This window comes from Bacillus cereus group sp. MYBK30-2 (assembly GCF_051915945.1).
GTDB classification, from domain to species: Bacteria; Bacillota; Bacilli; order Bacillales; family Bacillaceae_G; genus Bacillus_A; species Bacillus_A paramycoides.
Genome location: NZ_JBQAFR010000004.1, coordinates 145,754 through 168,662 on the forward strand (window position 1 = coordinate 145,754; position 22,909 = coordinate 168,662).

Genomic DNA, 22,909 nt, shown 5'->3' on the forward strand with positions numbered 1-22,909 from the left:
TCATGTCACACATAAAAAATCAAATACTAGAGAGGAGATGCATGATAATGAACAATAGTAGACGCATTGGACTTATGATGATTATTACAGGAGCTACTTTATGGGGATTATCTGGTCCCATGATTCAGTGGCTATTTCAACATACTAACGTATCATCAATTGATTTTTTAACAATTCGCCTGTTACTCGCAGGAATATTCATTTTATCCTTCTTGCTTATAAAAAAACAAAACATATTTCACATTTGGAAACAGCCTAAACACTTTATACAGCTTTTAATTTTCTCTATTCTTGGCATGCTTGGTGCTCAGTACGCTTTTATCGAAACAGTTCATATTAGTAATGCCGTCACGGCAACACTATTTCAGTTTCTAGGTCCCGTTCTTATTACAATTTACGTTGCGTTTGAGCAAAAGAAATTACCTGCTTCTATGCAAATACTCGCAATTATAACTGCTCTAACAGGGACATACTTTATTATTACAAACGGCTCAATTGAAAATATTGTTTTATCTAAAGCAGCCATTATTTTTGGCCTATTAACAGCAGTTGGATTTGCATTTTATACCCTTCATCCAGCTTCTCTTATTAAGGAATGTGGAACAACAATAGTAATTGGATGGGGAATGTTAATTGGAGGGATTGCATTGCTTATGTGCAATCATTCGTTTGGATGGAATCAGCTTTCACAAACCTTCACACTCCAAACTTTTTCTATGCTTATTCTTATCATTATAAGCGGCACTCTTTCTTTCCTTCTTTATATCGGTAGTCTTAAATACTTAGCAGCAACCGAAACAAGTATTTTATCTAGCATTGAACCACTTGTAGCTGCCATCGTTTCAATTACTTGGCTTAATGAATCTTTTGGAGCATATCAATTATTAGGCGGTATATGTATCGTTCTTTCTGTTATTTTTTTAACGATGCCTCAAAAAGAGAGGGAACAAACCTTTACAACTGAACAAGTATAGATAATGTCAAAAGAGGTCGCACAAAACTTACGACCTCTTTTTATGATTTAAAGGAATTGTCCCGCCTTCTAGCAAATACAATTACACTAACAATAAAAAATAGGAGTGTGGCACCATGAAAAAAATCGGAACTATGCTACTTTTCTCCTTCCTCATTACTGGCTGTACGCAACCGCAACCCGATTCAAAAGCGCCTAAAAAAGAAGTAATAGCAACGGCATCTTCTCAAATTAACGCACCTTCCTTTTTTCATCTTAGCGTTTTAAAAGATGTAAGTTGGGAAGAAGCGCCATCCTTCGTAGATGGAAAAATGCCTTTAAAGGGCATTGAAGGAAAAATCGCAATGGCTGATAGCCCCATCATCGCAAATGAACAAAATGAAATAATGTGGTTCTTTCTAGATCCTGAAATGCCAACCGGAAAACTATCTATTATCGCGTTAAAACAAGGTACTACAATTCCAACACCAATCCTCTTTCAAAAAGAAACTTCCAAACAAACTTGGACTACTTCCAATATAGTCGATACTACAATAAAAGAACTCCCTCTCGTAATGTCATTACCTTCATCTGGATTATGGGTATTAAATATATATGTGAACGAAAAATATTATAATCAGTTTGTAATCAATGCCGAGTAAAGTGACAAAACTGCAACACTTCCTTACAACAATGTAATTTAGACGTCATGTACTTCGATAGTTGAACTCTCTCTCTTCTCTTATACTTAAAGTAAGAAATGAAACGAGGAGAGATGAGAGATGAGAAAAATGATAGAAGTGATCGTAGCAGTAACTGAGGTTTTAGTAAATGGTAAACAAGTTGCAATGGAATTAAATAAATAATGAGGGGACATGAATAACTCTACACTTCTTCTTCATTATTTTGATTTCTTATCTCAAAAAAGCAGTGCCTTAAAGGCACTGCTTTTTACTATTAATAACTTGGCATTTTCGTAATTTGTGCCACTCCTGAATCAATGGCTGCTTTTGCTACTGCTTCTGCAACACTTGGAACAACTCTTTTATCTAATGGATTTGGAATGACATAATTCGCATTACGCTCTTCATCCGTAATAATGTTAGCGATTCCATATGCTGCCGCTAATTTCATCTCTTCTGTAATATCCGTCGCGCGCACATCTAACGCACCACGGAATATACCAGGAAACGCCAATACATTATTTACTTGATTCGAGTAGTCAGAACGCCCAGTTCCTACTACAGCTGCCCCAGCCTCTAGTGCATCCTCAGGGAAGATTTCTGGAATTGGATTCGCCATTGCAAATACAATTGGTTTCTCATTCATCGACTGTACAAGCTCTTTCGTTAATACGTTAGGAGCTGATACACCAATGAAAATATCAGCCTGATGAATCGCTTCCTTTAATGTTCCACGTACATATTCTCGATTTGTCTTTTTCGAAACTTCGATTTGCGCTTCGTTCATCCATGTTTCACCTTCACAAACAATACCTTCTAAACTAACTAACGTGATGTGCTTTGCACCAGATTTTAACAATAATTTTCCAATTGCAATTCCTGCCGAACCCGCACCGTTAATAACAATTTTCACATTACCCATTTGTTTACTTACGACTTTTAATGCATTAATAACAGCTGCTAAAACGACAATAGCCGTCCCATGTTGATCATCATGAAATACCGGAATGTTAGTTTCTTCTTTTAATCGTTTTTCAATTTCAAAGCAACGTGGTGCTGCAATATCTTCTAAATTAATACCTGCAAATGTAGGCTCCAAATTTTTCACAAGGGTAACGATTTCATCCACATCAGTCGTCCCTAAACATAGCGGGAAAGCATCTACATTCGCAAACTTCTTAAATAAAATACTTTTCCCTTCCATAACAGGCATAGCCGCTTTCGGTCCAATATTCCCTAAGCCAAGTACTGCTGTTCCATCTGAAACGACTGCAACCATATTCCCTCTTGCCGTATAGTCATACACTGTTTCTTCATCTGCTGCAATTGCTTTACAAGACTCCGCTACGCCTGGTGTATAAGTCAGGCTTAAATCATCCGCTGAATTCACTTCTACTTTACTTGTAATCTCAATTTTCCCTACTAACTCTTTATGCAATAACAATGATCTTTCATTAATTTGATTTTCTAACATACTTATAATCTCCCCTTAATTTGACAAGCTAGCTATATGAATATAGCTAGCTTGTTTGATCATGAAAACATTTTTAATAAAATTGTCGCTGTTACAACCATTGCTGCCCCGCCTAAACGCGTTGAAATTTGCGCAAACGGCATTAATTCCATACGGTTTGAGGCTGATAAAATAGCAACATCTCCAGTTCCACCTAAACCACTATGACATCCAGTTACAATCGCTGATTCAACTGGATACATTTTCATCACTTTCCCTACAAGAAAACCTGTTGTTACCATTGTAAGAACAACCGATGCACACACAACAACATATCCTACAGAAAGAACTGCTGCTACATCTTTTAACGGAATATATAGCAATCCTAAACCGACCATTAACGGCCAGGTTAAATTCTTTGAAATAAATTTATATAAATGGAATGCACCTTGCTCCATTTTTGCTGGCATTAAATTAAAATACTTCACAATTGCCGCTGAAAAAATCATAATGATTGCCCCAGGAATACCGATGAACTTAGAAGCAAATCCTCCGAAGATGAAGAACGTACATGCAATTAATAACCCTGCTCCCATTAATGAGAAGTCAATTGGCTTTTCTGCATTTTGCTCTTTTAATAATTCTGCTTGATTGTCTGTTTTCACTAATACACCGTTACCACTAAGCTCAGGTTTCTTCTCACCTAAACGTTTCATATAGCCTGCGCTCACGATCGCAAACATATTTCCGATAATAGCCGCAGGAATAAGCTGTGATACAAATGTTGCTGATGATTCATTTAAAATATCACTGTAAGCTAACGACAATGGTAAAATCCCTTCCCCAATACCACCACTCACAATAGGGACGATAATAAAGAAGAAAGTCTTCTTCATTTCAAACCCAAATAGTGAACCAACTAATAAGCCTACTGCTATAGAAGCTAACGTTCCTACTACTAAAGGAATAAACATGCGAACGAAACCTTGTACTAACACTTTGCGATTCATTCCTAAAATACTTCCTACTACTAAGCAAGAAATATATAAATATAAAAAGTTCGATTTTTTCATTAACATAGTCGCAGCTTCCATTGAAGCTGGATTCATCCAGTTAAAAAATACAAGTAACGATGGAATAAATAATGAGAGAATTGCTGGACCACCGATATTTTTTAAAATTGGGATTCTCATCCCAATGTCACCTAAGAAAATACCCATAATCATAATAACTGCAAATCCGCCAATCATATCTGCTGGTAATTTATTATATACAGATGCTCCATAAATAATAGCGGCCAATACTACATATAACGGTAAAGGTATAACACCGATTTTAACATTCATAATTTTAGAAGCGAAAGATTCACTTTTTAATTCATTCCCCTCAGGAAATGATACCGCTTCCACATTCTTTTGCATTCCCATATGGCACCCCCTTGTTTTCTTAATAACAATATTAAAACGCTTTCAATAGTAAAAATAGTTTTTGTAAGTTTTGTAACTGGTTTTGTAATTAAAAAAAGTATAAGCGACTTATAATAAGTCGCTTATACGTAAAAATCTATTTTATTTTGGTCAACACATCTTAATTTACTTACAGGTCTTCCCACATGTTGATACACCATTTCGTTTTCTAAAACTCCAATTTCAGTCAAAAACATTACATACTTTCGAATAGAAACTCTTGAAACCCCTACTAATTTCGCCATTTCATCTGTTGTAAATGCTTGTCCATGAAGCGACTCGATTTTCTGCCAAATTAGTTGCAACGTTTGCTTCGTTAATCCTTTCGGAAGCTCTTTAGTGACAGTAGACTCTCTTTTTTCTTTTTGTAAAATTAACAAATCTAATTCTGATTGACTAATTTTTTGTTGTTCTTTCATAAAAGTAAATTTTTCTCGATATACAGTTAACGCCTCTTTAAATCGTTCAAATGTAAATGGTTTAATTAAATAATCTACCACTCCATATTGTAATGCTTTTTTTATACTCCCCATATCATGCACAGCTGAAATCATCATAATATCAATTTCTTTTTCTTGATTCCGAATATACATTAAAAGCTCAAATCCAGTCTCCTCAGGCATAAAGATATCAAGTAATACTAATTCTACTCGTGACTTCTCTAATACTTCTATCGCCTCTTTTACTGATTTAACTGCATGAACAAGTTCAAACCCTCCCACTTGCTCTAAATAATGCGTATTTAACATTGCAACCATCGGATCATCTTCTACAATCAAAACTTTGATCATCTTATCTCTCATCCCTACTTTTAGGTATTTCAATTGTTATCGTTGTTCCCTCTCCTAACAATGAATGAATATGAATTTCCCCATTTATTCGCTGTATGCTTTCCCTTACAAGGTACAAACCATACCCCCGATTATCACCCTTTGTGGAATAACCTTTTATAAATAATGCATCCATTTCATCTTCTTGTATGCCTTTCCCTGTATCTTGTACTGTAATGATTAATGTATCCCCATATTGTATTCCAACTTCAACTTGCTTCTTCTCACAATTCGTCACCGCGTCTAATGCATTATCAATTAAATTTCCGACAATGGTGATTAGTTCATGAATGATACGTTCATCATATATTTCTGGTAAGTAAGAATCTTCTTTTATAATTAACTTTATATTTTTCTCTCTAGCATAGCTAAGCTTACCTAATAAAAAACCAGCAAATACTGGACTTTTAATTCTTTTCATAACCCCACCAATTTCATATTGATGCTCTGATACCATACTACTTACATATTTCTGCAATTCTTCATACTGTTTCATATGTGTAAGCCCTAATACGACATGCATTTTATTCATAAATTCATGAGATTGCGCCCGTAATGCTTCCGCATATAACCTAATACCAGTTAGTTCTTCTGCTAATTTTCTAATTTCTGTTTTATCACGAAATGTTGCAATCGCGCCAACTATTTCTCCTTTTACATATAAAGGGACACGATTAGTAACAATCGTAATTCCATAAATATTTTGTTCTTCGTTTAATTGTACCTCTCCAGTTTGCAATACTTCTTTTATACGTGAATTTGGCATGTACAATTCAACATCTTTACCAATAAAGTCTTCTTCAAGTCCACTTTTCTTAAATAACCGTTTTGCCTCATTATTGATTAAAGTTACGTTCGCCTCTTTATCTACAGCAATAATACCTTCTTTCACCGAAAGCAACATCGTATTTCTTTCTTCAAGAATTTTCGCTATCCTATGCGGCTCAAGGCCAAATAAACTTTTCTTTATATGTCTAGCTAGCAATATCGCTCCTATAATGCCAACCAACACTCCAACTCCAACACCTATATAAATAATATGTCTACTTTCTTTCACTCTTTCTTTTACATTATCTGCTGAAATTCCAACCGCAACCGCTCCAAGTTGTTCCCCTGTTTCAGAAAAAACTGGAACAAATACTCTCATAGAAATCCCTAAAGTTCCTTCTGCCAATGATACATGTTCATTCCCCTTCAATACGGGCCCTTCATCTCCCCCAATAAAATGATGACCTATTTTTTGAGGATTGGGGTGAGATTTTCGGATTCCATTCATATCCATAACCACAATAAATTGAACATCCGTACTCTTTAATATCTTATTTGTATACACTTGAATCAAGGCGGTATCTACTTTCCCCGCCAATCCATCAATTACAATAGAATCATCCGCCACAATACGTGCAATCGTTTTTGCCTTCTCTGCTTGGCTATCTTCTGTCGTTCGTTCAACATTATGGCTAATCAAAATATCTGTTACGAGCAAAGAAAAAATTACAACTGTACACACTAATAATGTAATCGTTTTCCATAAATTCCATAGTCTTTTTCTTTTTTTCATCCCGTTAATGACTCCCCTAATTGCTGTATAGAAAAATAAGTAAGGTGATATCATTTCCACCTTACTTATTTCCTGTTATTATACTTTAAATTTACTAATCATTTCTTATAATTCTTCTGTCATCTCTGCTAAGTTTTGAGTGACTAAACTAACTTATTCCATTTAATTGACTTGTTCTTCTGTAGCCTTTGCAATCTCATCAATGGCATTTGTTACTTCATTTTCATCGCCAGCTAAACCTTTCATTGTTTCTGCTGCTCGATTAATTTTGGAAACAAAATATAATAATAACATGTATTTTTTTACTGATTATGCATTTTTACATATGTAGTTATTCTTAAAAGTTTAAATTACAAAATAAGAGAACCTCCATACATAGAAGTTCTCTTTCTTCTTATTATTTTTGCTTCTTTAAAACACTTCTCACAAAACCTTCTTTATAATCCGTATACCCTTTTATCCCAACTGAATTCTTCTTGATATAATCTAATTTTAAATCTTTGTACTCGATTTTCGCTTCATCATTGTCATTCAAATAATCTCTAAAGAAAATTAAATTATTCCAAATTTCTTTTTCATACTCTACTAAATGAATATAATGTGTGCGCCTTTGAAAAGTAGAATCAGTAAACTTCGCAAAGACAATTTCGCCAGATCGTACCACCTTCAATCGTAAAAAACCTATAGATTGTAAACCATCTATCACAGATTTTTCTACTGCATTTAAATCATCTATAGCTACTAATATACCTATAGCTGGCTTGGATATCATCCCTTCAATAGCCGTACTACCGATATGTTCGATACGATTTGCATCTATGTTTGTACTTTTTTGTATTTCATGTTTCACTTTAGAAAATTCTTTTTTCCATTCATCTGTATAACTCACTAGTTTAATTTCGTCACCCGTTATTCCTAAGTCCATACCCCTTTTCCCCCTAATTTATTTTGAACTTTTCACATAACTAATTGCTTGACTTCCCATCTGTACCCACGCCTTTTCAAAGTTTTCTCTCGGCACACTTACATCTGGACTATCATTAAGAGGATCTTGAATATATACGGACTCCTTATCGTATCCAACAAGTACAACACAATGTTCACTATAAGTAATCGAAACATCGCCACTATCTGTTTCCCATGTAGCAAATTCATCCTCACCTAATGGTGCATATGTTGCATTCGTAATCATTACTACCGGTTGCCCTGCTTTTACACTCTTATAAATTTCTTCTATACTTTTCCCTGTTAAATCCACAGCTTTATTAGGTAAATATTTTTTCGCTAATTGAAAGAGCGGTTCGTGATATACACCATATCCTGATTCAGAAAATGTATAAATATCCCCTACAAATCCTTCATTCGGATTTCCACGTGCACCATTATCCAAAAAATCAACTTTCTTTATTTCATCTGCCAATTTCATCTTATCTACAGAAACACCCGCGTATTGTAACATCATCGCTAAGCTCGTCACCTCGCACCCTCTCTCTAGCTCTGGTAATTGCTGAATTAAAGGCACATTTGATAAGACGATTTTTTCATCACCTCGATTATTAGTAGATATTGTTTGTTTCTGACTTTTTGTAGTGGATACTGTTACTCTCTTTACTTTCTCGGCATACTTTGTAAACCCATTCGTATATATGCCCCATATTACCGCCCCGAATATAATCACATACATACACACTTTCCAATTTCGTATCATGCTCCTATTCCCACACCCTCTTTAATTCGTTAAATAAGAATAAAACGCATCTGCATCTGTTTGAATCATCGGTACAAAGTTTAGTTCTTTTCCCTTTTCAGGTTGTTCTCGTTTTATTTTTTCTGCTAAATCTTGAATATTCATATTCGTTCTATCCATATTAAGCTCATCTGCCATTTGCACCACTTTTTGTTCATTAATTTCTCTTAATACTTGATATATATCTTTGCCGTATAGATCAATATGATATTTTTTTGCTTCTTCCTGCACTTTTTGTTCATACACTTCTTGTGCTAGATCTTCTATCCCTTTTCCTTTTTTAGAAATACCGAGCTTTTCTGCTTCTTCTCTTACTTTCGTTCCATAAATTTCTTCCGCAATATCTTGCATTTCTTTTCCTTCTATTGAAACCCCTAGTTTATCTGCTTCATTATTAATTTTGATTGTATTAATTTGATTTATTAAATCCACAATCGATGTATTCTCTATTGATATTCCTAGTTTCAATGCTTCCTGCTTCACTTTTGTTTCATAAATTTCTTCCGAAAGAATTCCAACATCTTTTTCTTCTGTTGAAATACCTAATTGTTCCGCTTCTCTTCCTACTTCCGTTTCATGAATTTCTTTTTCTAACGTAATTTGTTCTTTTCCATCCGTTTCAATGCCTAGCTTTTCCGCTTTTTCTTCTGTATGTATTGCATGTATTTTCCCATCGTTTAATTGTTCTTTACTACGTTGCGCGTAATCTGTCTTTCCTTTTGTCGTTCCAGAAGGAGAGGCGCCCCCTAATATACTTAAGCTCATTACTCCAATAGCGCATACCATCATCATCTTCTTTTTCAAGACTTCTTCCTCCTTCTCATGCTTTATTTTCCCATCTTTCCCATAATTTTTTTAATACTATACATCAACTTCATCACTGTTAGAAATAACAGTATGATTTATCTAATTCATCCAAAAATATCCACTCCAGCATCTCTTTCTATTACAAGTCTCCATGATGTAATACATGATACAAGTTGTTCCTTAACTTTCCCTTAAAAAAAGACGACCTTGTAAAAAACAAGATCGCCTTCTCACTTATAATCTTTGATTCTTTGGGAAAATCACTTCAAAACAAGTGCCTTCTCCCCATTTGCTCTCTACCGATATTTTTCCGTAATGCTTTTCTACAATCCAATTAGCTATTGAAAGACCTAATCCAGCACCTTCTGATGCACTTCTCGCTTTATCTCCTTGATAAAAACGATCAAATAATTTTGGTATATCATCCTCCTTAACTCCTATCCCGTTATCCTTCACCTGTATGCGAATTGAACTGCTCGTTTGCGTACCGTTAATTTGAATATGTCCACCTTCATTCGTATACTTCATCGCATTATCTAACAGTATGACCATCATTTGATGGATTCTCTCTCTATCGCCAATAAACGATATGTTACGTTCTACTTTTAATATCATCTCTTTTTCTTGATAAGAAGCAATTTCTTTATATGGATCTACTATTTCCTCTAACAATTTATCTAGTTCAAATGTTTTCTTATCCATCTCAATTTGATTAGAATCCGAACGCGCTAACAATAATAAATTGCTAACTAGTTTTGATAACCGTCTACATTCCTTTGAAATTGTAGAAATATCCATCGCCTTTTCTTCTATCGTTGCAGATGGCGACTGGAATAATACATCTGTTTTTGATTGAATAACCGCAAGTGGTGTTCTTAATTCATGCGATGCATCAGAAACGAATTGCTGCTGTTTCTCCCATGAATTTTGGATAGGTACGAGCGCCCTACCTGCTAGGAAAAATCCGATGCCTATTGCACATAGACTTCCTATGCTGCAACCGATTATAAGAATTAGCAATAATGTGCGAAGTACTTCTTTTTCAGTTGTTGTTTCACGCAATATTTGAAGTGTAAAGTTCTCTCCAAACTGTGTAGTTGCATGAACTGCTCCAGTTCTATAACTTCTCCCCTTAATTTCTATATCATAGAAATCTCCAACTTTTTTTGGAAATAAACTTGTTTGGTTCTCTTCAAAAAAGCTGCGATCTCGAGGTCTTGGGTCTATATCTTGCAACTGATCATTTTCATTCCATACCAAAAAAGTGGCCCTTGAATCCCCTATACGTAAATCTTTATTTAATTCAAATTGAGCGGGGCCTTGGCGCTTTTCTCTCGTTATCTTCATAATAGCGTCTCTTATCGATCCATCTACTCCCTTGTAGATTTGGTCATATGTATATGAATAAACTAAACTTCCCAGTATCCCAATTAATATAATAAACACTAACGAATTTAATATAGTCAAACGAATGCGTGTTTTTTGAAACATACTTCCCTTTTTCATTGCTCTTTTAATATATATCCAATACCACGAACAGTTTGAATATCTTTCTGATAACCGAATGGCTCTAATTTTTTACGTAAGTGATGAACATACACTTCTACAATCGCTACTGTCGTATCTGAATCAAATCCCCAAACACGATCAAAAATTTGTTCACGCATTAAAATCTTACCGCTATTTTGAATGAGGTACTCTAGAAGTTCATACTGTTTTAAAGTCAACTTAATTGCTTGTCCATCTACTTGTGCATCTTTATCTTTTCCAAACAGTTCGATCCCTTTATAACGAATTGTCTGCTTTGTTGTTAAGCTACCACTTCGTCGTAATAAAGCACGAATTCTCGCTTTTAATTCCGGTGCTTGAAACGGCTTAACGAGATAATCATCCCCGCCAAAATCTAAACCTTTTACTCGATCCTCCAAAGAATCTTTCGCTGTTAAAAATAAAACTGGCGTTTCAATCTTCTCATCTCGTATTTTTTGAATAACTTCAAATCCATCCATTTCTGGCATCATGACATCGAGTAAAATTGCATCATATATATTTTGTAATGCCAAAAACAAACCATCTTCCCCATTCATTGCCGTGTCCACTTCAAATTCATCACGTAAAATTTGTACTATAGACTCCAATAAAGAAGCATTATCTTCTACTATAAGTAAGCGCATCGGCCTTTCTCACCTTCCACAATATATTTCAATTCGCTTTTCCTTTATTATTACATCACTTCTCTTAATAACGAAAGAAAGTAGTCGCATTAGTTGTCTTTTTAATTATTTCCATCTAAATGTTTAAATTGAATAAAATTTGGAAGCTTTATTATAGAATCCATTTCTTAACTTTGTCTTAATAAAAGATTGAAAGAAATAAGGAAGTCCTTATTTCTTTCAATCTTTTACTGCATATACCTTTTTACTCGGTAACTCCAAACAATTTAACTGCCCACCATACACAGCCCCGCCATCAATTCCTATAATACGATTACTACCAAAATATACTCCGCAATCATCATTACCATGAAGCGTCTTTGTTCCCGTATGTCCAAATATAACAACCTTTTCGCCACTATACCCACTATGAAATTCATTACGTATCCACATTAACGTGTATGGTTCACATTCAGAAACTCGTTTCATCGGCTCAATACCAGCATGTACAAATATATACTCTTCTGTTTCAATGTAATGATCTAATTCTTGAATGAACTTTACGTGTTCCTCTAATATATGAGATTGTAAAATTGGCTTTTGGAAGTCTCCCTCATTTACCTCAATATCTTCTTCTACAAATCCATAGCTATATAATGTTTTATCGCCACCATTTCTTTTTACCCAATGATTCCACGAACGTTCTTCATCTGTCGTTAACGCTTTAATCATCATGTCTTCATGATTTCCCTTTAAAACGAAGGCTCCCTCTTCTTTTAACCCTTTTACCTTTTCAATTACAGCACGCGCATTTGGACCACGATCTACATAATCACCTAATAAAATTAGCTGATCCTGTTTCGCATCGTATTGTACTTCTATGAGTAACTTTTCAAATTTATCAATTTCTCCATGAATATCACTGATTACAAGTATTCTATTCATTTTTTCCCCTTCTTTCTAAATACATTTATCTCTAATTATAACTTTTTTTAAGAATCTTCTGAACATAATTACTAGAAAGCATTATTATTACAAATGAATCTATTATCCTTACAACAATGTAAGCCTCTTGTCATCCAATTCGATAGTTGTAATTACTGTATTTCCTTATACTAAAAGTAAGAAATGAAACAAAAAACAAGGAGAGATGAGATATGAAAAAAGTGATGGAAGTTGTAGTAGCGGTGGCAGAGGTTTTCGTAAATGGCAAACAAGTTGCAATGGAGTTAAATAAATAATGAAAAGGACAAGATTCGTTCTAGACCCTTTGCTCATATAAAAGAGATAAGACTTCATCATTTCTTTGATCCCTTATCTCTCTATAAAGAAAGCCGTATCCTTAAGAAGGACACGGCTTTCTTTTATTTTTGACTCGTACGAGCTGAAATACTAATGGCTCTATCTGTTGCTTTTGCAGCCTCATCTAACGCCTCTTTACTATTTTTTCCGTCATACATTGCTTCTAATGCTTTCACAACTGCATCTCGCGATTCTGGTAATACACTAATTAATGCTCCTTGCGTTGCTGGAGATTGCTTCGTTGCTTGCAGTTGATCCACCGTTACTTTTAATTGCGGATACTTTTCATATTGTTCTTTTACTAGCGGTTCATTATATGCATCTGGATTAATTGAGAAATAACCCGTTGCTGTATGCCATTTTGCTTGTACGTCTGGTTTCGTTAAATATTTCATAAAGTCCCAAGCACCTTGCTGCGTTTCTTCTGAAACCATATTCGTCATCCATAATGACGCTCCGCCAATAACAACACCATTTTGTTTCGTATCTTCTGGATATGGAATATATGCAACACCAACGTTAAACTTAGATGCATCAATTAAATCACGAACACCAGCTGAAGAATCTAAATACATAGCAACTTGTCCAGATTGGAATGCGGCACGAATATCATCCCAACTTGCTCCATACTTTCCTAGTGCACCAGCTTTATTCAATTCATCTAACATCCCAAATACTTTTTGCCCTTCTTTTCCATTAAATACCGCTTTCGTTGCTGCATCTTTTCGCCCATTCTCATTATCCACGTATAGACCGCCTTGTGTCGCTAATAATTCTTCAAAGAACCATCCATAGTTCAGCATGGAGAATCCATATTGTTTTACATTTCCGCCTTCTTTAATCGTTAACTTTTTAGCTGCTTCTTTTAATTCCGCATATGTTTTCGGAGCTTTCTCTGGATCTAACCCAGCCTTTGCGAAAGCATCTTTATTATAAATTAATACTGGTGTAGATGAATTAAATGGCATAGAATACATTTTTCCATCAACTGAGTAATAATTCGTAATTGCTTTTTCTAATTTTGATGTATCGTACTTATCTTTTTTAATCCAGTTATCAATAGGCGTAATCTTTTTGCTATCAATCATATATTTCGTTGTAATTTCACTTGATTGAACAAGAGCTGGCGCTTCTTTCGTTGCAGATATCGTTTTAAACTTCGTTAAAGACTCTTCGTATGTTCCTTGGAACTCTGCCTTTATCTCGTATTTATTCTGTGACTTATTATAGTCTGCAACAAGCCCATCTAGCACACCTTGTGTTTTTCCACCCATCGCATGCCAGAAGCGAATTACAGTTTTATCACCATTTTTTTCAACAGGAGCTACTTTTGCCTGTGCTTCAGATTTCCCCTCTGTTTTACTACTTGAACAAGCTGCCCCGGTTAACGCCATTGTGGCTGCCATCAAAAGAGCGGCACTTTTTTTCAATAAACTCATCCCAATCCCACCTTTTCCTATGTATGCTTATTTAATTGCACCTTTTGTTAATCCTTGTTGCAATTGCTTTTGCCCTAAAAATAGTAAAATCAACGTTGGAATGACGATAACAGTAACACCAGCCATTACACTTCCCCAATCAGTTGCAACTTCTTGAGACTGGAGCTGCTTCACACCAATTTGAACTGTTCTTACTTTTTCATCAGTGGTCACTAAGAGCGGCCATAAATACATATTCCATGTTGTTAAAAAGCTATATACTCCAAGCGTAATAAAACTCGTTTTACAATACGGAATTACAACGCTGAATAAAAACCTTAAATTTCCAATCCCTTCAATAAAAGCAGCTTCTTTCAGTTCATTCGGAAGTGTCATAAAATGCTGACGTAGTAAGAAAATACCGAAAGCTGTTGCAAAAAACGGCACTGTCATCCCAGCAAAGCTATTGATCCATCCGAAATTTTGAATCGTTAAAAAGTTTGGTACCATCGTTGCTTCCCACGGAATAAGCATCGTTGAAATAAACAGGAAGAAAATAAAGTTTCTTCCTTTAAACTGAAGAAAGACAAAAGCATAAGCAGCTAAGCTTGACACGATAAGTTGTCCAATCATAACAACTGTCGATACAATTAAACTGTTATATAAGTACGTAAAAAGCGGTACTTTTTGAAAGATATTAATGAAATTATCAAAAGTAAATTGAGTCGGAAATAACCTTCTCATTTGAATATCATCTGGTGTCATAAAGCTTATTAAAAACGCATAGAGTACAGGAAAAAACACCATCACTGCACTAATAATGAGCAGTATGTATAATAGGAAGTTTTGTTTCCACTGTTTAACAATCATTTATAATGCACCTTTCTCTCTGCAAACTTGAATTGAAGTAATGTAGCAATGAAAATGAAAACAAATAATACCATCGCTTGTGCACTTGCTGTTCCAAATTGATGATTCACAAATGCTTCTTTATAAATCGAGTACACAATTAAATTCGTTGCATCGTTCGGTCCACCGTGCGTCAAAATATCGATTTGTCCAAAGCTTTGAAATGCACTAATTAAAGTTACTGTTACAATAAAAAATAACGTTGGTGATAACATCGGTAATGTAACGCGGCGAAGCTTATATAAATAGCTCGCACCATCTATAGATGCACTCTCATATAAAGACGTATCAATATTTTGTAAACCACCTAATATAACTAAAAATGCAAATCCTGTATTCACCCAAACCGTTGTAACCGATACGGAAAACAATGCCCAGTCTGGACTCGTTAACCATGCAATCGCAGGGAGATTCATAGAGGCTAATATGTTATTAAATAACCCTACACTTGGATGAAATAAAAATAGCCAAATCACTGCACTCGCAGCTACTGATATGCCCATCGTTGAGGAAAAGAGCACCCGAAATAATCCAATACCTCTTACTTTCTCATTTGCAATTAATGCAAGAAATAAAGCGAATATAATACTAGTAGGTACTGTATATAAAACAAATAATAAAGTTGACTTTATACTTTTGTAGAAAGCAGGATCAGAAAATAAATATTGATAATTTTCCAAGCCAACAAAAAGATTAGCTTCTCCGTGTATATCTGTTAAATAAAAACTATAGTAAATCGTCCTAAACAATGGATAGAAAAGAAAAATCGAAAACAATAAAATAGATGGTGCTAAAAATAATAATCCTATTCTTAAATCTTTCGTTCTCCCCCATAATGCCTTCTTTTTTGACACTTTTGTTTGAGCTGGTAATTTCCCTACCTCAATCATTATTTCGCCACCACTTTCAGCTCTTCTTCAGCTACCACTTTTAATCGTTCATTCGTATTCTGTTGAAAGAAGCATAGTTTTTCTTGCGAGAATAATAATTTTACTTTGTCACCTTTATTCAAGAGTAACTGTCCGATGACTTTTGCACTCCAAGTTACCCCATTTACCGAAAAGTTTAAAATAGATTCATTCCCTAATACTTCTACAGATTGCAGCGTAACTTCTTGTCCTTCCTCAGACAATGCAATATGCTCAGGACGCATGCCTATTCGAATAATTCCTTCTGGTAATTGCTTTAACTGTCCAATAGATAACGGAATTTGCAATTGGCCTATATGCAATACACCTTTTTCTTTATCCACTTCCCCATCATTCATATTCATAGAAGGAGAACCTATAAAACTTGCAACAAATTCATTTGCTGGTTCGTTATATATATCAAGCGGTGTTCCAACTTGCTGTATACTTCCTTTATTTAAAACCATAATGCGGTCTCCCATAGTCATCGCTTCAATTTGATCGTGAGTAACGTAAATCATCGTAATTCCTAATCGTTGCTGAATTTCTCTAATTTCAATCCTCATTTGCGCACGCAATTTCGCATCTAAATTCGAAAGCGGCTCATCCATTAAGCAAATAGGTGCTTGACTCACAATCGCCCTAGCAAGCGCAACACGCTGTCTTTGTCCACCTGATAATTGGCCTGGTTTCATTTTCACATACTCTTTTAGTCCTACCATTTCAACAGCTTCCATTAATCGTTTTTGCCGCTCTTCTTTCTGTACTTTTCTTACCTTAAGGCCAAATAAAATATTTTCTTCTACAGATAAGTGTGGATATAACGCATAGTTTTGAAATACCATTGATAGATTACGATCTTTCGGCTCTAAATCATTTGCAACACGCTCATTAATAATTAAATCTCCCGAAGAAATTTCTTCTAAGCCAGCAATCATTCGTAATAATGTACTTTTCCCACATCCCGAAGGTCCAACTAAAACAAAAAATTCTCCCTTCTTAATGTGAACCGATACATCTTTAACCGCTGTCTCTTTCACGCTTTTATATACCTTTAATACATTTTTCAATTCAATCACAAGATTGCACTCCTTTTTTCGTCTTGTATCCATACTTCATAATGACTTGTTGAAATCGCACTTGCTCCTGCACGAATTGCAATTTCTGCATCTTCTCGAGTTTGAATCAGTCCGCCTGCAATAATAGGAAATTCTATTTCCTCTGCTAGCTGTTTAATAATAGAAGGCATAATACCAGGCATAATCTCTATTGCATTCGGTTTGGTCGTTTTACAATTTTCAATTGATTTTGTAAGAGATAAAGTATCAACGATAAAAATACGTTGAATCGTTTTCAATCCAATTTTATTGGCATTTCGAATTGTCGATCCCTTTGTCGAAATAATACCTTGTGCTCCGATAACATCTTGAATATACAAAAGCGCTTCCTCTGTGTTCGTATTTAAGCCCTGTATAAAATCACAATGAAGAAATACATCATGTCCATTTTTCTGTAGTTCATATACACGCTCTGGTAACTCCAGCATTGAACCAGTCATAAGAAACACTGTTTTCGGTAATTTTTTGTATGTTTTATACCCTTTCCACTCTTTTATCATCGCTATATAAGATTCTTTAAACATTGACTCCACCTAGCTTTTCTATTTTTATCCAAACTAAAAACACCTACTTACATAGAACACCTTTCTCCTTATTTGAACTCTAGGGAATAGAGCACACCTAAGAAAGTGGCACGTTATATGTAAGCGGGTGTTCTCAAATGTTCTCTACCCTAGTTATTTTGTTATCTTTACTATATTACGCATTTATTAAGTCAGTTTTGATAAATTGTTAATTAGGTGTTAATCGAATGTTAATATTCACCATATTACTTTTACAATAATCCAGATACACGAATAAACTCCAACAGAAAACAACTCTGTTTAAAATTTAAGTGATATGTAAATCCATACCATAGTTACTCAGTTTTAGCTTTCTTGCCACTGCTTGCGAAGCAAAATTATCCCAAGCCGTGCTGTAAAGCGGAATGCGTTTTTCTTCTTGTATTGATATCGCCCAGGCCGTAACAACATCTGAACCATATCCTCTTCCTTGAAACTCAGATAACGTTTCTACACTCGCTTCAGAAGCTATTGGTGTACTTCTTGCACTACAACATATAGAAACTACCTTTTCATTTTCAACAATTGCAAAATAAGGTTGCCTCCATTCCATCTGTTCTATTAAACTAGGAAAGCTTTCTCGCAAGAGTTCTTTATTCTTCCCTGTTATTTGCAGCGTCCTAATTGGTTTTATTAAATCATTAGGAAATATATAAGCAGGACCTATCCAAATATTCTCCACTGTTCTCTCTTCGTTTAATACTTTAATGATTTTTGCTATCTCTATGTGATTTGAATGTTTTTGAATTAACTTCTCAATTTTATTTATCATTTCACTATGAAGGTCATAATGATATTTCGTTACGTTTCCCTCACGAGTTCGCCCAAGAAAAAAGCGAGGCGCTTTCGGATACCCATGTTCATTTACACTCTTTATTCTTCCTGCTTGATTATACACAAATAAAGCTTCTGCCTGAATTGCTATTAATTCAAGTTCTGAAAGTCTCATTTATATCCTCCTTGGTTACTATATGTACAAAATCCCTATAACAAGCCTTTATAGAATAAAGTGAAACTTTAATCAGTGGGGGTTTTGTTCATCCCCCACTGATTATTAGCCCACACCAATCGGGCGTTTACGGGTAGTTGATCTCCCACCTAACTTCCTTGCATTCTCCGAATTTTGAGGTGGGAGTCTTACTGCCCGTTAATGCGGGATAAATACAAAAGAACTCCTTCTCAAAACAAAAATCCCATTTAAATAAACATCAATGAGTCCACCTTGTCGAATGATCTCCTTGTTCTGTCTATTTAAATGGGATAATTTCATGACTGTTATTTTCTTAGCCTCTTATCTCACTCTTATATTACTCTGTAGGTTGCTGCTGTATAACCTCATTTGCCCCAGCTAATCTCAACATATTTGCAATATCTTTAAACCCTCTTTTTTCAGCATATTGCAGCGGCGTAGTTCCTTCACTGTTAGCCATATTTACATCCGCCCCATGCTCAATAAGCATTTGAATTACCTTTTTATGATTTTCGCTACCATTTCCTAATACAATCGCTTCTAACAACGCCGTTCCGCCACGATTATTTTTGTAATTCACATCAATATCTGTGTGCTCTAATAATTCTTTTACGACCTCTACATGACCACGCTCAGATGCAGAAGTTAATGCTGTTCCACCTGACCGAGTAGTTTCTTTCGTATTAACTCCTGCATTAATTAATAATTTTACGATATCCTTATAACCTTCTCTACTAGCATAAAGAAATGGATTGCTTTGTTTCTCATCTTGAATTTCAATATCAGCTCCCGCATCAATTAACGCTTTAGCTGTCTCTACATGATTCTGATACGTTGCTGCAAGGACAGGCGTTTCTCCGTTATCACCTTCTACGTTAATATTCGCTCCATCTTTAATCAACTTCATAGCCGTTTCGGTATCACCTAGAGTCGCAGAAAGTAATAATTGCTTATCCATTAAATTTATACCTGTTTCTTCTTTAGCTTCTTCCTTTTCTTTATGCTTTTCCTTCTTTTTTTCATTTTTCACCTGAACCGGTTTCGATTCAGGTTCTTCTTGCTTATCACAAGCTACTGTCATCATTAAAAGTCCTAATAACATGCATAATAATATTTTTTGTTTTCTCACAACTACAGCTCCTATGAAAGATAATGTTTTCTAAACCATTCCTCCATCACATGCAATAACTCTTCTTCAATAGATTTATCCATAAGCACCTTATATTCCTTCTTCAATTGAATCATAGAACGCTTATGCCCATGTTTTCTCAACAAATAATTCATGTTTGGAATGATATGCCGCCCGGCTTCATCATTAACATATGAAGCAATTAGTTTAGCATGTTTCGGTGACACTTGTACATCTTTGTTATCCTTAATTCCCCTAAAGATGTCACTATTTTATATTGTAACTGTTCTTCTAACTATTTTACACCTTTTATCTTTCTATTTTCATCTCACTGGCAATAGAAAAAGACAACCTTGGGTGGTTGTCCTTGTTCTAGCTACTTCTTCGTATTAATGAGAATGTCCTCCGCTATTCCCTTTTTTCGGTTTCCCCATCATCTCTTTATTCATTTCCCACTTATGCTCTGATAATTCTTTGTCGGAAAGGACCTTCCCCATATATTTAGATACAAAACTTTCCGCATCTTTTTTATCTTTAAATGAGATTACGTTATAAGCCATAGGTGTTGTTATTGTTTTATCATATACGTAAGTTGCGTCCTGCATTGGAACCCAATCTTTCGTATTATAGTCTCGCACAAACTTTTCTTTCGTCTTCTCATTTTTATTATTATCCATCCATTTATACATACAGCCAATATCATCAAACTTTAAGGATTTTCCATTCTCTAAAATAATTTCTGTTGCAAATTGATTATCCATTACCCCTATTTGACAAATATCACACTTATCATTTTTCTCATCAACTGCAATAGCTTCTATGTCCTTTTTCCCACATCCTACTATTGTAAATAAGAAGCATAAACATATAACAAGCACAGCATACTTTACTCTCATCCAGATTTCCTCCCTAAAAAGAACAATATACTCCCCATTAGTAATAATAAATTATTCTTAAAAATCTATTCGTTATACTGAACTAAAAGCATATCAAAAAGTTGTGTGAGGTTTGTGAAAAAACAATGTACTTTTTGTAATATATGGAACAAAAAAGATGTGTAGCTACTTCTACACATCTTTCATCATTCACAACCAGTAATTAACAAATCATCTTCAAGCTTAACTAATAATGTATTCGTATCAATTTCCTGTCCTACTTCTACATTCACTAACCTTATATTTCCACTGATCCCTACCCCGATTTTTTCAAGCTCACCATCGTGTTTTCGGATCATCATTAATTTTTCCCATTCATATACGTAAGAGGATTCATTAATAAAAATCTCCTCTACTCTTCCTTCACATGAACTATAAATTTCTTCTATTCTTCTTTTCATTCAAAATCTACTCCCTACTCCACACTTCACTATTTTCACCTTATTCTACCATTCTTGTGCGAAGTAAATTATCTTTTTAAAAATTCAAAATTACCCTCGTGAACAAAATGATCAAAATAAAGATTATGCTTCTAATGATGTTATTTTTTTAATTATTTACCATTTGAATTGAAACTTTTATTATAAACAAAAAACCTTTTATCTGAATTTTTACTTTATTTTGAAAGCGCAATCATTTTTGAGGGGGAGATCACATGTTAGCATTACTCGGATTTGTAATGGTATTTGTCTTTATGTTTTTGATTATGACTAAACGTATGTCAGCATTAGTAGCATTAATATTAATTCCAATTATTTTTGCATTAATTGGCGGCTTTTATGCAAATATGGGCCCTATGATGCTAGAGGGGATTAAAAAGCTAGCACCTACTGGTATTATGCTTATGTTCGCCATTTTATATTTCGGAATTATGATTGATAGTGGTTTATTCGATCCTGTCATTAGTAAAATCTTAAAATTTGTAAAAGGTGATCCGTTAAAAATTGTTGTTGGTACGGCTATCCTTACTATTATCGTTTCATTAGATGGGGACGGAACAACAACATATATGATTACTGTTTCCGCAATGTATCCACTGTATAAACGTCTTGGAATGAATCCGCTTATATTAGCTGGAGTTGTTATGTTAGGAGCCGGTGTGACAAATCTTACACCTTGGGGTGGACCAACTGCACGGGTTATGAGTGCACTTGGTCTTGATGCATCAGAGCTCTTCACACCACTTATACCAGGAATGATCGCTGGTGCAATTTGGGTAGTTTTCGTTGCCTACTATCTTGGAAAAAAAGAAAGAAAACGTTTAGGAATTATGGATGTACAGTATTTAAAACAAATGCAAACAATGGATGAGCAAGCTGCAACAGTCGAAGCTGAAGTACATAAACGCCCTAAACTGCTATGGATTAACTTTTTATTAACTGTTGCCTTACTCGTCTGTCTCATACTAGAAGTTATGCCGTTACCTGTTTTATTTACAGTCGCTTTTGCAATTGCTGTTATGATTAACTATCCAAACTTAGAACAACAGAAAGAACGTATTGCGTCTCATGCTGGAAACGTATTAGCAGTTGTTTCTCTCGTATTTGCTGCTGGAATCTTCACAGGTATTCTATCTGGAACAAAAATGGTAGATGCAATGGCTCAAAGTGTAGTTACTCTCATACCAGATGCACTTGGACCCCAGCTGCCAATTATTACAGCTCTTCTAAGTATGCCGTTTACATTTTTCATGTCCAACGATGCATTTTACTTCGGGGTATTACCTATTTTAACAAAAGCCGCAGCTGCTTATGGAGTTAGCGCAGCTGAAATGGGACGCGCTTCGTTACTTGGGCAACCTGTTCACTTACTAAGCCCTCTCGTCGCTTCCACTTATTTATTAGTCGGAATGGCCAAAGTTGATTTTGGTGAACACCAACGCTTTACTTTACTTTGGGCTGTTGGAACGACAATGGTTATGTTGATTACTGGAATTGTAATTGGGATTATTCCAATATAAGATGACACTAGAAAAAACAGTAGCGGAAATGTAATCCTCTACTGT

At 34.9% G+C, this 22,909-nt stretch carries 24 protein-coding genes; 3 read left to right on the top strand and 21 right to left on the bottom strand.

Translation table 11 applies throughout. The features are described 5' to 3' along the window. Positions 1-47: 47 nt before the first annotated feature. Positions 48-974 (top strand): DMT family transporter, encoded by a 927-nt coding sequence (locus ACTFQM_RS22100; protein ID WP_440036288.1) that lies wholly within the window; start codon positions 48-50, stop codon positions 972-974. Between the two features lie 115 nt (positions 975-1,089). Further along, complete coding sequence (locus ACTFQM_RS22105) at positions 1,090-1,614, top strand: DUF4871 domain-containing protein (protein WP_400531001.1); 525 nt, start codon at positions 1,090-1,092, stop codon at positions 1,612-1,614. Positions 1,615-1,909: 295 nt separating this feature from the next. Here ACTFQM_RS22105 and ACTFQM_RS22110 read toward each other — a convergent pair whose 3' ends face one another. The 21 genes from ACTFQM_RS22110 to ACTFQM_RS22210 all read right to left on the bottom strand — a co-directional run bounded on the left by ACTFQM_RS22110 (position 1,910) and on the right by ACTFQM_RS22210 (position 21,305). After that, the gene (locus ACTFQM_RS22110) at positions 1,910-3,109 is read right to left on the bottom strand and encodes an NAD(P)-dependent malic enzyme (protein WP_327921122.1); all 1,200 of its coding nucleotides are present in this window, start codon (positions 3,107-3,109) and stop codon (positions 1,910-1,912) included. 59 nt (positions 3,110-3,168) lie between these two features. After that, the gene (locus tag ACTFQM_RS22115; protein WP_440036289.1) at positions 3,169-4,515 is read right to left on the bottom strand and encodes a 2-hydroxycarboxylate transporter family protein; all 1,347 of its coding nucleotides are present in this window, start codon (positions 4,513-4,515) and stop codon (positions 3,169-3,171) included. A gap of 122 nt (positions 4,516-4,637) precedes the next feature. After that, complete coding sequence (locus ACTFQM_RS22120) at positions 4,638-5,345, bottom strand: response regulator (protein ID WP_440036291.1); 708 nt, start codon at positions 5,343-5,345, stop codon at positions 4,638-4,640. Position 5,346: 1 nt separating this feature from the next. Further along, positions 5,347-6,945 (bottom strand): sensor histidine kinase, encoded by a 1,599-nt coding sequence (locus ACTFQM_RS22125; protein WP_440036293.1) that lies wholly within the window; start codon positions 6,943-6,945, stop codon positions 5,347-5,349. Positions 6,946-7,107: 162 nt separating this feature from the next. Continuing rightward, the gene (locus ACTFQM_RS22130) at positions 7,108-7,239 is read right to left on the bottom strand and encodes a hypothetical protein (protein ID WP_269719663.1); all 132 of its coding nucleotides are present in this window, start codon (positions 7,237-7,239) and stop codon (positions 7,108-7,110) included. 103 nt (positions 7,240-7,342) lie between these two features. Then, entirely contained in the window at positions 7,343-7,870 is a 528-nt protein-coding gene (locus ACTFQM_RS22135) for a GrpB family protein (RefSeq protein WP_440036294.1), read from the bottom strand. Positions 7,871-7,888: 18 nt separating this feature from the next. Beyond that, positions 7,889-8,653 (bottom strand): C39 family peptidase, encoded by a 765-nt coding sequence (locus ACTFQM_RS22140; RefSeq protein WP_440036295.1) that lies wholly within the window; start codon positions 8,651-8,653, stop codon positions 7,889-7,891. Between the two features lie 21 nt (positions 8,654-8,674). After that, on the bottom strand, positions 8,675-9,496 hold the full coding sequence (locus ACTFQM_RS22145; RefSeq protein ID WP_440036297.1) for a transporter: 822 nt from the start codon (positions 9,494-9,496) through the stop codon (positions 8,675-8,677). Between the two features lie 237 nt (positions 9,497-9,733). Then, positions 9,734-11,005, bottom strand: coding sequence for a sensor histidine kinase (locus ACTFQM_RS22150; protein WP_265624034.1), 1,272 nt, complete (start codon positions 11,003-11,005; stop codon positions 9,734-9,736). Next, complete coding sequence (locus ACTFQM_RS22155) at positions 11,002-11,673, bottom strand: response regulator transcription factor (protein ID WP_440036298.1); 672 nt, start codon at positions 11,671-11,673, stop codon at positions 11,002-11,004. The genes ACTFQM_RS22150 and ACTFQM_RS22155 overlap by 4 nt, the downstream gene beginning before the upstream one ends. A gap of 219 nt (positions 11,674-11,892) precedes the next feature. After that, on the bottom strand, positions 11,893-12,597 hold the full coding sequence (locus ACTFQM_RS22160; RefSeq protein ID WP_440036300.1) for a metallophosphoesterase family protein: 705 nt from the start codon (positions 12,595-12,597) through the stop codon (positions 11,893-11,895). A 419-nt stretch (positions 12,598-13,016) separates the two neighbouring features. After that, a complete protein-coding gene (locus tag ACTFQM_RS22165; protein ID WP_440036301.1) occupies positions 13,017-14,393 on the bottom strand; it encodes an ABC transporter substrate-binding protein in 1,377 nt (458 codons plus the stop codon). A 27-nt stretch (positions 14,394-14,420) separates the two neighbouring features. Next, positions 14,421-15,242 (bottom strand): carbohydrate ABC transporter permease, encoded by an 822-nt coding sequence (locus tag ACTFQM_RS22170; protein WP_002174787.1) that lies wholly within the window; start codon positions 15,240-15,242, stop codon positions 14,421-14,423. Further along, positions 15,239-16,171 carry a carbohydrate ABC transporter permease gene (locus ACTFQM_RS22175; RefSeq protein WP_002174786.1) on the bottom strand — a complete coding sequence of 311 codons (933 nt, stop codon included), beginning with the start codon at positions 16,169-16,171 and terminating at the stop codon, positions 15,239-15,241. Before ACTFQM_RS22175 ends, ACTFQM_RS22170 begins: the two co-directional genes overlap by 4 nt. Further along, positions 16,171-17,268, bottom strand: a complete 1,098-nt coding sequence (locus ACTFQM_RS22180) for an ABC transporter ATP-binding protein (protein ID WP_440036303.1) — start codon at positions 17,266-17,268, stop codon at positions 16,171-16,173. Before ACTFQM_RS22180 ends, ACTFQM_RS22175 begins: the two co-directional genes overlap by 1 nt. Further along, positions 17,265-17,831 (bottom strand): glycerol-3-phosphate responsive antiterminator, encoded by a 567-nt coding sequence (locus tag ACTFQM_RS22185; RefSeq protein WP_440036305.1) that lies wholly within the window; start codon positions 17,829-17,831, stop codon positions 17,265-17,267. Before ACTFQM_RS22185 ends, ACTFQM_RS22180 begins: the two co-directional genes overlap by 4 nt. Positions 17,832-18,138: 307 nt before the next feature. Beyond that, a complete protein-coding gene (locus ACTFQM_RS22190) occupies positions 18,139-18,819 on the bottom strand; it encodes a GNAT family N-acetyltransferase (protein WP_440036307.1) in 681 nt (226 codons plus the stop codon). Positions 18,820-19,177: 358 nt separating this feature from the next. After that, entirely contained in the window at positions 19,178-19,984 is an 807-nt protein-coding gene (locus tag ACTFQM_RS22195; protein ID WP_440036321.1) for an ankyrin repeat domain-containing protein, read from the bottom strand. After that, positions 19,981-20,196 carry a hypothetical protein gene (locus tag ACTFQM_RS22200; protein ID WP_440036309.1) on the bottom strand — a complete coding sequence of 72 codons (216 nt, stop codon included), beginning with the start codon at positions 20,194-20,196 and terminating at the stop codon, positions 19,981-19,983. Before ACTFQM_RS22200 ends, ACTFQM_RS22195 begins: the two co-directional genes overlap by 4 nt. 162 nt (positions 20,197-20,358) lie before the next feature. Continuing rightward, a complete protein-coding gene (locus tag ACTFQM_RS22205; protein WP_440036310.1) occupies positions 20,359-20,865 on the bottom strand; it encodes a nitrous oxide reductase accessory protein NosL in 507 nt (168 codons plus the stop codon). A 185-nt stretch (positions 20,866-21,050) separates the two neighbouring features. After that, entirely contained in the window at positions 21,051-21,305 is a 255-nt protein-coding gene (locus tag ACTFQM_RS22210) for a hypothetical protein (RefSeq protein ID WP_440036311.1), read from the bottom strand. A gap of 254 nt (positions 21,306-21,559) precedes the next feature. Between ACTFQM_RS22210 and ACTFQM_RS22215 the strand changes: the two genes are divergently transcribed. Further along, positions 21,560-22,864, top strand: coding sequence for a CitMHS family transporter (locus ACTFQM_RS22215; protein ID WP_002174779.1), 1,305 nt, complete (start codon positions 21,560-21,562; stop codon positions 22,862-22,864). The last annotated feature ends 45 nt before the right edge of the window (positions 22,865-22,909 follow it).